The organism is Aquimarina aggregata, assembly GCF_001632745.1.
In the GTDB taxonomy this organism is placed as follows: domain Bacteria; phylum Bacteroidota; class Bacteroidia; order Flavobacteriales; family Flavobacteriaceae; genus Aquimarina; species Aquimarina aggregata.
This window is the reverse complement of sequence record NZ_LQRT01000013.1, coordinates 287,043-300,727: the sequence shown is the minus strand read 5'-3', so window position 1 is coordinate 300,727 and position 13,685 is coordinate 287,043. Positions and strand designations below refer to the sequence as shown.

Below are 13,685 nucleotides of genomic sequence, written 5' to 3'. Positions count from 1 at the left end.
AATTGGCTTAGCGATCTCTATTTATAGAGAGTAAACAACTATTTGCAATCGTAGTTTAATGAATGAGAAAACTGTTTCCCTCCTTTTTGAATATTTACGATTCATCTATTAATATCCTATACATAAAAAGAGACTGCCTTTTAAGGTAGCCTCTTTACTAGGTTTTAAGATATAAATTGGTTGATATATTAAGATGATACAGCAATAACCTGCTGTTTTTTTAGTTGTTTTTTGGTTAAATCACGAGTTAACCAGCCACTTCTTCCTGCTGTGGCTATGGCATAAGGGGTGATCCAGAATAAGGTAAATGCGTAAAAAACACTATATGGGTATGCCCAAAATGCTTCAGATACACTATGTTTCTTAGCATAAAATATAGCTTGAATACTTGAAAAAGCCAAAATGCTTACTAGTGTAGAACTAAGGAATAATACTGGATACGTAACGATAAAAAATAGCATTAGTAATAGTCCAGGATATGCCATTGTCATTTTTAACCATTGGTTTAGTAATAGTATTCTTGTACCACTTTTAGAACCATCTCTAAAATCAGTAAAAGCAAATTTACTCATTGCAATATTTTCACGAATATTACTTCTTTCCCAACGTATAAACATCTTTGATAGATTTTTATAACGCTCAGGAATGTTGGTGTAAACAAATGCATTACGTTGAAATAAAACTTTATAACCTTGCTTTAAAATCATATTGGTCATGGCTCTATCTTCTCCAATTTTTGACACTTGTCCCATAAAAGTTTGATTAATCCAATCCGGAAGACAATTAAAAACGGCTTCTTTACGGTAAGCAGATAACGCTCCTGGGGTACACAACACAGATCCTAATCTACTTTGTGCAGAACGTATAAACTCAAAACTAAATGCAAAGCTTACATTTAACATGCGTGGTATTAAAGCTTTATCTCTGTTTAATACACGTACATTTCCTGCTACTGCACCACAATTCTTGTCTACAATAAAAGGACTTGCCATAATACGTAAAGTATCTTTCTTAACGATAGAATCACTATCAACAGTTATAAATACATCTCCTGTGGCTAAGTTAAATCCACGATATAATGCATGTCTTTTTCCTTTGTTTTTTGGTTGTTGATAGATAGAAACACGGTTTCCTAATTCATTTTTTGCTTTTTTCATCCACTGCCATGTATCGTCCTGACTACCATCATCTATAGAAAGTATCTGTACTTTTTCAGCGGGATAATCACTTTCAGCTAAACTAATTAACGTCTTATAAACTAATTCACCTTCGTTGTATGCTGGTACTATTACTGTTAGAAGAGGTAGTTCACTATTAGAGATAGGTTTAATTACTTTATATCTTAGATATAAAAATAGTATGTAGATTAAAAAACTCACCTTAACGGCAAGTAGAGAAAAACCAACTACCATTAAGGTCATTCCCCAAGCGGTATTCATTCTTTCTAAATAGATTTCTTCAAAATAGGGTTGCAAAAAATAGAACGAAAATGCAGCGCCAAACATTAATATAAAAGTTCCTAATAGAATTAAAGGAGATGAAGAGTTTGAAATAAATTTTTCTATACCGTTGCGGTCTTTGTTCATAATCATTAATTGTTTTATTAATACCTTTCTGGATAAAGCAATTGTAGTACCATTTTGAATATGCTTGGAAAACAGTGTTTTAAGTAAAAGTGTCTATTGTAAAGTGTGAAGAATTTCCACAGGTGTGTAAAATCAACCCACTATTTTATGGGGAAAATGTAGTCGTTTTTTAACGTGAGAATCGCTAATTATAGTAGAACAACTTCATGATGTTTATAGGTGCAGAAATCTGCTAAAAATTAAATGATTTGGTATTTTCTATAAAAAACATACCTTTCTTACTACTATAAAAAACGTTTTTTTAAAAGATATACAAATGCAGCACTTATTATAAAAGATACATAGTGTAATTTGAAAACCAATGAAAGATTTACAAATAATAACGAACCCTGAAGTTAAATTGATTTTTGATAATTATCCGGACTCTATACGGAATAAAATGTTTAGCCTTCGTGAATTGATTATAGACACTGCCAAAGAAATTGACGAAATAACTACGTTGGAAGAAACTCTTAAATGGGGTGAACCAAGTTATTTAACAAAGATAGGAAGTACGATAAGAATGGATTGGAAAACAAAAAAGCCAAATCAATATGCAATGTATTTTCAATGTACAAGTAGATTAGTAGAGACTTTTAAAATGATTTTTAAAAACACTTTTGATTTTGAAGGAAAAAGAGCTATCATCTTTCAAATGGAAGACGAAATTCCTGCCGAGGAATTGAAATTTTGCATAAAAGCAGCTTTAAGATATCATACCGTAAAACATTTACCAACCTTAGGAATATGAGAAAGAAGGAAAAAGTGTTTTTATTAAGGTAATAAAATGGAATAATTTTGTTATTTCTCGAATATCATTCTGCAAAAAATGTTTGTTACTCTTGTATAACAATGTGTTACTAAATAATTAAAGATTTAATTGTAATTTAGGTGTGTTCAATTAATCAATCAAAAAATGGGGTCACTAAAAAAAATAGTAATATTATGTTTGTTTACAGCATGTTTTTTTTCTTGTAAAATAGAAGACAAACTAGAAACTAAAACAAACATCTATAAAGAATTTTTGAATAAACTTCAACAGAAGGGGATAACAACGGGAAACATATTGGTATACAAAAAAGGAGAAGTTGTTTTTAAAAATAGTTCGGGATTAAGAAGCATCAACCCTAAGGATTCTTTGACTTTAGATTCGCAATTTCGTCTAGCATCTGTGAGTAAACAGTTTACAGGTATGGCTATCATGAAACTAAAAGAATCTGGTAAGCTAGATTATGATCAAAAAGTAAATACCATTCTTCCCGAATTTCCATATAAAGAAATTACAGTTAGGCACTTGTTACACCATACCTCTGGGTTAACCGATTACGAAAGGTTAATCGATCAGAATTGGAAACCTGAAGACTCTACTAAAAGATATATATTAGGAAACGATGAGATTATCAAAGAAATGTATAGGGTAAATCCAGAATTAGATTTTAAAACTGGAGAAAAATGGGAATATAGTAATACAGGTTATTTGTTTTTAGCGTCTATAGTAGAAAAATTATCAGGACAACATTTTAGTGAATTTTTGAAAGAACAAATTTTAGACCCTTTAAAAATGAACAACACTATTTTGTATAAATATCAAGAGGCTGCAGATGTAAACATGCCAAATCGCGTTTTTGGTTACCGAAAAGCGTTGAATCAAAAAGATTTACAACTTAATGATTATAATATTGTTAACGATGTAAGAGGTGATGGGGGTATTTACTCAACATTAGAGGATTTGATGAAATGGAATATAGCACTTTCTAATCATACAATTATTCCAAAAAAGTATTTAGACGAGGCATTTACACCAGGAAAATTAAATAATGGAGAAGAAACTAACTATGGTTTTGGCTGGTTTATAGAATCCAAAACCAAACCAAGAGTTGTTTTTCATTCTGGAGGTTGGGTAGGTTTTGGTACTTATTTATATAATGAAGTCGATGCCGAAAATGGGTTTATTGTATTAACTAATAATTCAAATAATAATTTTCGGGATATTGTGATTGGTTTTGCGAATATTAATAGAAATGAAGCGTACAAGATTCCAAAATTTAAAGGAGAAACGGTTTTAGCCGAAAAAATATTAAATGAAAACATTGATAAAGGTATTGCCTATTATCACGAAATAAAAAAAGATACATTAACCTACGAAGTGAAAGAAAGTAATATTAATCAATTGGGGTATCAGTTATTACAAAATGGTAATTTAGAAGAGTCCTTGAGAATATTCAAATTAAACATAGATGAATATCCAAACTCAGCAAATGTGTATGATAGTTATGGTGATGCACTATTAGAAAAAGGGGATTCTATACAGGCTTTAACGAATTTTAAAAAATGTTATGCTATGGATAATACTTTGGACTACGCTAAGGATAAAGCAGACAAATTAGAAGAGCAGCTTAATAAAAACAAATAGTTTTTACTTTGCCTTGCTTCTGATTAGTTCGGCAACTTCTTTATAATAATTTTCGAAGGTTTTATTTCCATTTAGTTTTTTTTCTGAAAAAAGAAGATAAATTTCCTTTTCAAGACTATCAGACTGTTTTTGATAAAAATCATTACCTTTTAAATCGTTAAAAATTCTTTTAGCTAATATTGCCTGTAAGGGCCTAATGATTAAATGATAGACGTTATCTTTAATTTGTGATTCTATTTACTTTTTATTTGAAATAGTGCACCATTCTAAAAAATCAAAGTCATTAAATTTTAATTTGTTATTTTCCAAATTATTTACACCTATATCAAGAAGTCCTATGATTAATTCTGAATCATTAGTTTTTACCTTTCCTTTGGTTTTTGGCTTTAATAGATAGTTTTTAAAATTTTCATTAGACTCGTCTTGATATACTTTGGCTAAATAAAAGGTTTCATCATTTTTTAAGAATATTTTTTTTTCTATGTAAGCATTTTTTATATCTCCAAGATATGTGTTTCGATATGATAATGGCACAATTTGGATATAATCATTATAAAATTCACTTATATATGATTCATTATAAGAATCTCCTTTTATAACTAGTCCTGTACCACTATTATTAAAGGTAAAAGGGAAGCTTATTGATACTTTGTTCCATCTATTTTTTATTAACTTAAATCGACTAAGTCTTTTAGAAGTGATTACAATTATAAAACCAGTAAAATAAATTGACCCATGTAAAACTTTTAAAGCATATTCTAAACCTTCACTAAAGGAAAGAACAATTGTCTGAAGCAGATAAACTAGTCCATAATAAATCAATAGTTTTTTATATACTCTATTTGAGTCTATAACGATTTTATAGTTAAAAAAAGAAGAGTTGTTCAATGAGTTATTTAGAATAGTTGAAAAGATTTCGATAGTAATAAGAAAATATAAGATTGTAATAAAGATTCCTCCTTTTTTGGTAGATTCATATAACAACCAAAAATCATAAAAGCCGTGACTAAAGGCAGCTAAAAAAAGGAAGATAATTAGAATAATTAAAGGTTTTTGTTTGAATTTGTATAATACAATCCCATAACCAATTAGCGCAGTGTCAAACATGTGGCCCACAGTGGATAAGATTGCACGACCATTTATGATACCAGCACCATTTCTGTTAAAATATATAATGTTTTCTACTGCAGAGAAACCTAATGCTGAAACTGAAATAAATATGATATAATCAATAGGTTCATTAAACTGTTTTTTGAATAATTTATAAAAGATTAAAAAGGGTATAAGTTTTGATATTTCTTCGACTAGACCAATCTTTAAAACAGAATAAATAAAATCATTTATAAAACTATTGGTAAGTTCAAAATTGAAGTGTTTTAAAAAGTATTTTTCCAATCCAAAAACAATTAGAACAGAAGAAGCTCCTAGCAAAAACATTAAAATTAAATAACCTAAGTTATCTTTCTCATAAATGTCAATTAATAAAAAATAATCAACCCAAATCCAAGCTATAAAAATTGCAATAAGTATATAGAATGTTAGCATTGTATTTATGTGCAGGCCATTAACGTTATAAGTAAGTGTCGAAACAAGATGAAATGTTACCTAGTTATTTAGATTTTCTGTACATTTAATATTGTATTTATTTTTAATTAATAGTGTTATCTTAAAAAAACATAATAAGTAAATGAATTTTCTCAAATAGCTGTTGTATCATCTATATAGTTAGGTACAGCCTTTATTTCCACCATTCTTGAGTATCCATTGGTTTGTAATCTGCCCATCCTTTAGCATAATATTTTTCACTTGGACCAAATTCACCGGCGCCAACATCAAAATCTTGATTTGCATTTGGCACTCGAAAGTCAGCCCAATTACAGATTTTTTCTTTTCCAGTTTTGTAACTTTTCCAAACTCCAATAAATGCATTATTTGAATACCCATCTGCAACCGACTGAATATTGTCATACTCGATTCGATCGTCAGAAATCAGATACCACTTAGAGTAGAGTTTACCCTTAAATAGTCCACTATGTTTTTGATCTTTGTTTTCTTTGAATTCATAATCTGCGATAAGAACTCCTTGTGACTTAATCCCTTTGTTTTGATGTTCATTATCAACTCCAAAATGTAGTTTTTCAACTTCTTTTATATCTCTTAAGATTATTGTTCCTTTAAAGTCACAGATTGTCTCTTTAACTGAAGATTTGCCCGAAACTAAATATTTATTCGAATTGATAGAGTCTTTCTTAATTGATAGAAATTTTATTTTAATTCTTTGATGATTAGATCCAATAATTCCTAAAACATTATAATTTTTGGTTTGAGTCCATAAATTGACAAAATCTAACTTATTATATTGTGATAGAGTGTTTTTTGGTTTGAGTTTGTCTTCGATTAGAAAATCCATCAAAAACTTTTCATCCGATTGAGAGAAACAAATAGTGCTTATAAATAATAGTATCCAAATTATTTTTTTATTTGTGTACATCATATTTGTGTAGGATTGATTATAATAGAGATGCCTAAATTAGTAAAAGATAACGAACAATAGAGAAATCCACAGGGTTTTCTGAATATGCAAAAACTAATACTTAATCATACTAATATTGCTAGTAGCATCAGATATTCAATTAAAAGATTTTCTAAATTCTAAAGGCGACATTTCTGTTTTATTTTTGAAAAGTTTAGTAAAAGATGTAGGGTGTTCAAAACCCAAATTGTAAGCAATTTGGCTTACCGAAAGTAATGTGGTTGATAATTGATCTTTAGCTTCTTCTATCAATTTATTATGAATATGTTGTTGCGTGCTTTGTCCGGTGATCGATTTGAGCATACTACTTAAGTAATTTGAAGAAAGGTTTAAACGATTAGCAGTCCATAAAACTGTAGGTAAACCTTTTTCAATCAAATTCTCGTCCTTAAAATAATCAGATAAAACGTTCTCTAACTTATTTAATATTTGATGGTTCGAGATCTTACGAGTTATAAATTGTCTTTCGTAGAATCGTTCGGCATAATTGAGTAGTAACTCTAACTGTGAAATAACTATTTTTTGGCTAAATTTATCAATATTAGATTCATATTCGCGCTTTATATTGTTTAAAAGATCTGTGATCATTACTTCCTCTTTTTCAGAAAGAAAAAGTGCCTCATTTATGTTGTAACCAAAAAAATCATAGTGTTTTACTTGTTTGGCAAAAGGTGAATTCCATAAAAAATCCGGATGCACTAATAACAACCAACCTGAGGGTTTACTATTTTTAATATTTGGATTGCTACCTAAACTCATAACTTGATTGGGGGCAACAAAAGTCATTAATCCTTGGTCAAAATCATATTCTTGTTGACCGTAAAAGAATTTATGTGCAACATTACGCTTTAACCCAATAGTATAATAATCTTGTCTCCATTTCAAATTATCAATATCTGATGGATATTTTACTTTACTATAATCTATTAAACTAATTAATGGATGTTCAGGAGCACTTATACTAGCTAGGTTGTGATAATCGCTAATTTTTTTGAAATGTTTTAATTCTTTCATCAGTATAAATTTATGTAAAAGATGTTACACTAACATCCCTCCAGATACTTCAATTCTTTGACCATTAATCCAACTTGCTCTATCAGAACATAAAAAAGCTACAGTGCCGCCAATATCTTTGGCTTCACCAACACGACCTAATGCTGTAATATTGGCTATAATGTTTCTTTTTTCTTGATTATCTCGATTACTTCCCCCGGCAAAATCGGTGGCTATAGCTCCAGGAGCGATAACATTGGCTGTAATTTTGCGTGCACCTAATTCTTTTGCCAAATAACGTGTAAAGACTTCTATACCACCTTTCATCATAGCATATGCAGACATGCCTGGTAAACTAAAACGGGTCAGGCCACTAGATATATTAATAATTCTTCCTCCTTCATTTATATAAGACAATGCTTTTTGAGTTAAAAAATATACACTTTTAAGATGTACATTTATCATTTCATTGAATTGCTTTTCTGTAGTGTCGGATATCAAATTAAATGCCCCGGTGCCAGCATTATTAATTAGAAAATCAAAATTGGGGCTACCAGTTTCTTGTTTTAAATAGTCTATGGCATTAACAATAAATTGTTGTCCGCTTTTGTAGTCATTTGCATCAAAGTGAAAAGCGATGGCTTTTTGACCAATTGATTTTATTTCTGAAATAACTTCTTTTGCTTTATCTTCATTACTGTTATATGAAAAGATAATATCTATTCCGTCTTTGGCAAGATTAATTGCCATATCTCTTCCTAGTCCTCTAGTTGCTCCTGTAATAATTGCTGTTTTTTGAGTCATTTTTTATATTGTTTTTAATTACAATACAAAGTTGAATCAAATTGTGAAGTCATAATGTGCCAAATCTATGATAGTCCTATCCAAATCTAATATTTTAGATAAATCCAAAACTTCATTTTTTATTTACAATCAGATTGAGTTTTTTTATTTTTCCATTGGATCCAAAACTCCTGTAACCCTTCAGGTGTTTTTGTAATTTTGCTGATATCCAAGGTATGGCCTTCCAGAGTGACTCCTTCAAGTTCTCTTTTTCTTTTATTTAGCGCAGGGGCATGATTCCAGCCTCCAACGTGGTCAAAAGAAGTATAAGCTTCGCATTTGGAGTTAACAGAGGTAAAAGGAATGAAAAGATAATAAACTACTTTTCCACTTCCCATTCCTTGAGTTGTCATTTTGATAGAAGAAAAATCTACTTTTTTATAGTTTTTTTCACGATAAAGTTCTTTTAGTTTGTCCCCTACATTTCCACTCATTTTATTAGAAAATTGATGCGCAATATCCTGACCGTTTATAAATTCGGGTCCTGTATATGTTCCACTACAACCATTTTCGGTACATTCTATTCTGTTTTTTTCTTGAGTTTGCGTTTCAAGATTTTTCTTTTGATATTTTTCACAACTCAATTGAAAGAAACTAATGAGATAAATGCATGTTAGTAGTTTCATATGCTGGATTAAATTATAACCAATATTGGTTAAGGTTTTTTATTTTTCTAAATAATCTTTTAGACTCTTTTTTATGAACCATTTCCAACCTTGTAAACAACTTTCTCTTTTGAATTCCTCAATATTTTGAGGAAAATCTTCTGTCACTTGATGAGTCAATGTTAATTTAGAGACTTCTTTATCTTGAGATAAATCAAAGACCACAACCGAATCTCCTTGGTATCCTTCATACTTCCAATTGTACGCTATTCTTTTTTCGGGATCAACTTCTACGATCTTCCAGATATGAGGAAATATCCTACCTTCATTTTTAATGATAAAACGTGTTTCAAATCCAACTTTTGGTTCAAAAGATGGTATATTTTTAAAAAACCATTCTTTCATACGATTTAATTCAGTTATCGCACACCAGATTTCTAGTAATGAAACATTAAAAGTCTGTTCAATAACAATAGGATCATCGGTATTTTTCATTTTTTGAGAATCATTTGTATTGGTTATTTCAAAATGGATTGTAATCGTTGTTGTTAATTTATCAATAAAATTTGTTTTAAGCTACTGTTACAGTGGTTAATTCATTTGTACAAATATGAAGTAACGATTGAGTTTTTGAACCAAGTAATAATTCGAATTACTTATTTAAAAAATGCGGACCAAGAAACAATATCGATTATATGAAATTGCGATAACTTTTCAATTAAGTTTTAAATCCCTGTGTCTACTGATACAGATCTAACTTTTTTTTCATTTGTAGTGATAACAAAAATTATTAAAGGTGATTCTCCTATGTTTTTTATACCATGAAATCCTTTTCCCATCATAGTAGTAATATTTCCTTTTACCACCTCATGTTTTTTTTCGGGACTTTCCCAACTGTCCTTTTCTAGGTACTGACCAACACCTTCAAGAATAACATAAATTTCTTGTTCATTTCTTGAGCCATGTGTATGAAACCCAATTGAATCATCAGAAGTAGGTAATATCATATAAGCACCAATTCGGTTATTAACTAATTCTCCTTCAGCAAACATTTGAAGTAGATAAACAACACCTTCTCCTCCGTACATTTGGGGTCGTTTATCATATCGAATTGCTTCTCTTGGGGAATCACCAAAATGAATAGTTCGTATGTTTAAATACTTTGTTATAAGGGAATCTATATAAGCTTTTTCACTTTGAGATACATCTTCTCTTTTTGATGTTGTCATATTTTGAAATTTGGTTTGTCTTACTTCTAAATCATTCAGTAAGAATATTATTCAAGTGATGTAATGATATTGTCAAATATACCGTTTGTGAAAATCTTTAATTATCTTCAAAAGAGCTAATACACATAATTGTATCATCTATGTTCACGGGTGGCGTGGCTAGCATATACAATATAACACCTTCTTTTGTGGCCTTATATTCCTCGAGAACTTTTCCAAATTCATCAGATGTATAACCTATAATTTCATCTTTGGTAACAAGATCACCAGCTTTATGCGAACTATAAAAAATCCCTTGAACCTTAGATTTAATATATTCTTGACTATTTCTGTAAATGATGTTTTTATGCGGCTCAGTTGCTTTTGGATACATATGCATAGTAAACAGCATGTTATAAATCGCATTTTTAATTAAACTTACATTCTCTTCTTGTACGTTACCTAATTTACCACATTCGATACTCAAAGCAGTCTTACCATCTTGTACCGCTTGTTTAAAAACATATTTTGCTGGATCTTTATCTGAGATGTTATAAGGATATGAAACAATGTATTGAAAACCACTATTTTCAGATAGTGTTTTTGCTAATGCGGTTTGATTTTGTTTTTTCTTATTATTATAATAACAAACAAAGGGAAGTAAATCTTCACAGGCATCACCTCCATGTACATCTAGAAAAACATCGCTAACAGGAATTACATTTTGAGTAATAAAATATGCTATTTGTTCTGTGATACTACCATCCTTATTACCCGGAAAAGCATTATTTAAGTTTTTTTGATCTTGAGGATTGATAAATGGTGTTCGTGTAAAAAATGATGCGGTATTGGCTATAGGAATAATTATCAGGGTACCCTTTAGTTTTTTAACATCAATTTGATTCAAAAATTTCTGTACAGCAATAATTGGTGGATATTCATAACCATGAACACCGGCAACTATTGTAAAAACAGGACCATCAATTGCTCCTTTAATAATTGAAATAGGTAAAAACCCTTGATTACCATAATTATCATTAAACTCAATCTTCATATGATTCTTTGTTGATCGAATTTCGTTGCGAAAAGCTTTGTTGAATCTATTTTGAGCAGCAACATTATTTATGGTAAGAATGATAACTAAAATTGAAAAGATTTTGGACATGTCGATTTGAAATTATAGTTGGGATTTTTGCTAATGGTATTGTTTATGAAGAGTAGTGGGCTTTAAGTGCTGATTTTTACATAAAAATTGACCGTAAATTTATACAATTCATTTTTGTCTAAATACTTTAACCCCTATTTTATAAATTTGTTGTTAGCTACTGGCTTTAAGCAGTTTTTAATAAATTACATTTTTAAAGTGAATTGTACATGTTCAACGATTTTTATGTTATAATGCTTTATAATAAATCAATAAAAACATAACAAAATCAACTAAAAAATGTGTAAACATTACCAAACCAGTTGATTTTTGTTTATCAGCAATGTAACTATATGCTATCGAAATAAGGATATAGGGTAGTATTAATTTTAATGGTAAAAAATGCACGATTGAGAATAATATTCCGATAATTAGGTAGCTTACAATTTTAGAGTATTTTCTGTTGGTGGTATTTTGCATAAAACCTCTATAAGTAACTTCTTCTACCACACCTGCCGTAAGTGCTAATCCTAACAAAAGAGGGATAGCCGTTATAGCATTGTAATTTGAAAATGTATTTATAAGCTCTAATTGTGGTGTGCTTTCTATTTTAAAAATTATATAACTAAAGTATATCATCATAAAGGTAAACAGGCCTAAACCTATGATGCTTAATACATTTTTTTTATCTAAAATATTAAACTTGAACCTTATTTGTATATCGTCTTTATTTGTAAATAGATTCCATTTAGTAATAATTTTCCAGTAGAGATAAAGTGCAGCCAAAACTACTATTAAACCCAAACCATACTCTGGAAAGTATTTTAGGTTAAGTTGTATAACTATTTGATTAATGGTTATTATTGGGTATAATAAAATAATGTTTAAAAATAGAGCTTTTAACCAAGCAGGAGTTTTTTGCCAAACTTTTTTCATGATACTGTAAATTTTAATTTGAAACAAAAGTATTGGCAATCAAAAGTATAGACGTCCTTTTAATATTATTAGGACGTATTTTTGGTTAAATTTCTAAAAGCACTCGGTGTTTGCCCTGTTTTATCTTTAAATATTCTATTAAAAGCAGATTTACTATTAAAACCGTTATCATAGGCAATAATCATAATTTGTTCTGTAGATGTTATGAGCTCTTTTTTAATTGATTCAACTCTATATGTATTTATTAAATCGTAAAAATTATCAAACTCACTGTACTTAATTATCTCTGTTAATTCTGTGGATTTAATATTTAGGTAATTTGAAAGTTTAACTAGCGAAAGGTTTTCATCTTGATAATATTGACTTGTTTCTAGCACCTTTTTTAACTCATTTAATTTTTCTTTAAATTGTTCTGTTGGCTTGTCATCTTGTTTTGAAATATTTGTTTCAGGTATACTAACATAATTTTGCGATATAACATTTGAATTAAAAATCAGTGAAAATAATATCTGAATGATAACCATAAAACTTAAAAACAGCTTAATATTAATTACGGGATACATATAATTAAGAAAGTACAGTATAATTGGAATTAAAAAAAGAAAAATCCATATGCTATGAAACTTTAAAATCCAATTTGCATTTATGTTTTTTAGGCTAGAAAAATGATTATAAAGAATAGTGTTGAACTTTTTTAGCTCCCTAATACTTTTGCCAAAGTAAACGGTGGATACTGTAATTACTGCTAGGATAAAAACCAAAATATCTATGGCAAAAAGAGATTTTTTATCGCTGATATTTCTGTCAATTTTCGCGTATTGTTCTAAAATTAATTCATCGGGCACAGGTGAATAACTAAGTAATGAAAGTAACACTCCTATTATGAATGGAAGAAAATGAAGTAATACTTTAAATTTAACCGTAGTGTTGCGTAGTAATGATTTTGAATATAGCCATAGAAACACACTGTCCAGCAACAAGAGATTTTGATCTAACATTAACAATATCGGAAATCGTAATGATATATCTAAGTCTTTTAATATAAAAAACACAATCCTAATAGCCCAAAACATATTAATTAAAACGGCTATTTTAGTAGAGATAAGTTTAAAGTTTCTTCCTTTCAACAATTGAAAAATTGCTAATAGATTAATTCCAATACCTATTCCTAAAATAATTTTCATTTTTATTTATCCAGCTTGTAGCTAATATCTCGTACAAGAAATGTACGACAAGTGATAAACACCTGTGTTTTGATTTATAACAGCGCTAAATATAAATATTGTGCTTTATTTTTTACTCATAAACGGCAAATTTTATAGTTGGCGACTTTCAAAATAGGACACAGCACTTTTGATTAAATGCAAAGGCACTATGTTTTTTCT

13 protein-coding genes are annotated in these 13,685 nt (G+C 29.3%); 2 read left to right on the top strand and 11 right to left on the bottom strand.

The features are described 5' to 3' along the window. Positions 1-188: 188 nt before the first annotated feature. On the bottom strand, positions 189-1,586 hold the full coding sequence (locus AWE51_RS12655) for a glycosyltransferase family 2 protein (protein WP_232517383.1): 1,398 nt from the start codon (positions 1,584-1,586) through the stop codon (positions 189-191). A gap of 361 nt (positions 1,587-1,947) precedes the next feature. On the opposite strand from AWE51_RS12655, the gene AWE51_RS12650 reads away from it, so the two are divergent. Both AWE51_RS12650 and AWE51_RS12645 read left to right on the top strand, forming a co-directional pair. After that, on the top strand, positions 1,948-2,376 hold the full coding sequence (locus tag AWE51_RS12650) for a DUF1801 domain-containing protein (protein WP_066314004.1): 429 nt from the start codon (positions 1,948-1,950) through the stop codon (positions 2,374-2,376). 165 nt (positions 2,377-2,541) lie between these two features. After that, positions 2,542-4,038, top strand: coding sequence for a serine hydrolase (locus AWE51_RS12645; RefSeq protein WP_066314000.1), 1,497 nt, complete (start codon positions 2,542-2,544; stop codon positions 4,036-4,038). 237 nt (positions 4,039-4,275) lie between these two features. Here AWE51_RS12645 and AWE51_RS12640 read toward each other — a convergent pair whose 3' ends face one another. From AWE51_RS12640 to AWE51_RS12595, 10 genes are all read right to left on the bottom strand, one after another. Next, on the bottom strand, positions 4,276-5,583 hold the full coding sequence (locus AWE51_RS12640; protein ID WP_066313999.1) for a PrsW family intramembrane metalloprotease: 1,308 nt from the start codon (positions 5,581-5,583) through the stop codon (positions 4,276-4,278). A gap of 193 nt (positions 5,584-5,776) precedes the next feature. Then, a complete protein-coding gene (locus AWE51_RS12635; protein ID WP_066313998.1) occupies positions 5,777-6,448 on the bottom strand; it encodes a hypothetical protein in 672 nt (223 codons plus the stop codon). Positions 6,449-6,667: 219 nt separating this feature from the next. Further along, positions 6,668-7,585: a helix-turn-helix domain-containing protein gene (locus AWE51_RS12630; protein WP_066313997.1), complete on the bottom strand. Its 918-nt coding sequence runs from the start codon at positions 7,583-7,585 to the stop codon at positions 6,668-6,670. A gap of 24 nt (positions 7,586-7,609) precedes the next feature. After that, positions 7,610-8,368 (bottom strand): SDR family NAD(P)-dependent oxidoreductase, encoded by a 759-nt coding sequence (locus AWE51_RS12625; RefSeq protein ID WP_066313995.1) that lies wholly within the window; start codon positions 8,366-8,368, stop codon positions 7,610-7,612. Positions 8,369-8,487: 119 nt separating this feature from the next. Further along, the gene (locus tag AWE51_RS12620) at positions 8,488-9,033 is read right to left on the bottom strand and encodes a hypothetical protein (protein WP_157766090.1); all 546 of its coding nucleotides are present in this window, start codon (positions 9,031-9,033) and stop codon (positions 8,488-8,490) included. Between the two features lie 39 nt (positions 9,034-9,072). Beyond that, entirely contained in the window at positions 9,073-9,507 is a 435-nt protein-coding gene (locus tag AWE51_RS12615; RefSeq protein ID WP_066313992.1) for an SRPBCC family protein, read from the bottom strand. A 230-nt stretch (positions 9,508-9,737) separates the two neighbouring features. Beyond that, on the bottom strand, positions 9,738-10,241 hold the full coding sequence (locus AWE51_RS12610; RefSeq protein WP_066313990.1) for a cupin domain-containing protein: 504 nt from the start codon (positions 10,239-10,241) through the stop codon (positions 9,738-9,740). A gap of 97 nt (positions 10,242-10,338) precedes the next feature. Beyond that, entirely contained in the window at positions 10,339-11,385 is a 1,047-nt protein-coding gene (locus AWE51_RS12605; RefSeq protein WP_232517382.1) for a M14 family metallopeptidase, read from the bottom strand. Between the two features lie 228 nt (positions 11,386-11,613). Next, positions 11,614-12,300, bottom strand: coding sequence for a CPBP family intramembrane glutamic endopeptidase (locus AWE51_RS12600; protein ID WP_066313989.1), 687 nt, complete (start codon positions 12,298-12,300; stop codon positions 11,614-11,616). 68 nt (positions 12,301-12,368) lie between these two features. Further along, on the bottom strand, positions 12,369-13,484 hold the full coding sequence (locus AWE51_RS12595; RefSeq protein WP_066313986.1) for a helix-turn-helix domain-containing protein: 1,116 nt from the start codon (positions 13,482-13,484) through the stop codon (positions 12,369-12,371). Positions 13,485-13,685 lie beyond the last annotated feature (201 nt).

Coding starts and splice junctions, on each gene's coding strand:
- AWE51_RS12655 (WP_232517383.1), bottom strand. CDS start 1,586: ATGAACAAAGACCGCAACGGTATAGAAAAATTTATTTCAAACTCTTCA.
- AWE51_RS12650 (WP_066314004.1), top strand. CDS start 1,948: ATGAAAGATTTACAAATAATAACGAACCCTGAAGTTAAATTGATTTTT.
- AWE51_RS12645 (WP_066314000.1), top strand. CDS start 2,542: ATGGGGTCACTAAAAAAAATAGTAATATTATGTTTGTTTACAGCATGT.
- AWE51_RS12640 (WP_066313999.1), bottom strand. CDS start 5,583: ATGCTAACATTCTATATACTTATTGCAATTTTTATAGCTTGGATTTGG.
- AWE51_RS12635 (WP_066313998.1), bottom strand. CDS start 6,448: ATGGATTTTCTAATCGAAGACAAACTCAAACCAAAAAACACTCTATCA.
- AWE51_RS12630 (WP_066313997.1), bottom strand. CDS start 7,585: ATGAAAGAATTAAAACATTTCAAAAAAATTAGCGATTATCACAACCTA.
- AWE51_RS12625 (WP_066313995.1), bottom strand. CDS start 8,368: ATGACTCAAAAAACAGCAATTATTACAGGAGCAACTAGAGGACTAGGA.
- AWE51_RS12620 (WP_157766090.1), bottom strand. CDS start 9,033: ATGAAACTACTAACATGCATTTATCTCATTAGTTTCTTTCAATTGAGT.
- AWE51_RS12615 (WP_066313992.1), bottom strand. CDS start 9,507: ATGAAAAATACCGATGATCCTATTGTTATTGAACAGACTTTTAATGTT.
- AWE51_RS12610 (WP_066313990.1), bottom strand. CDS start 10,241: ATGACAACATCAAAAAGAGAAGATGTATCTCAAAGTGAAAAAGCTTAT.
- AWE51_RS12605 (WP_232517382.1), bottom strand. CDS start 11,385: ATGTCCAAAATCTTTTCAATTTTAGTTATCATTCTTACCATAAATAAT.
- AWE51_RS12600 (WP_066313989.1), bottom strand. CDS start 12,300: ATGAAAAAAGTTTGGCAAAAAACTCCTGCTTGGTTAAAAGCTCTATTT.
- AWE51_RS12595 (WP_066313986.1), bottom strand. CDS start 13,484: ATGAAAATTATTTTAGGAATAGGTATTGGAATTAATCTATTAGCAATT.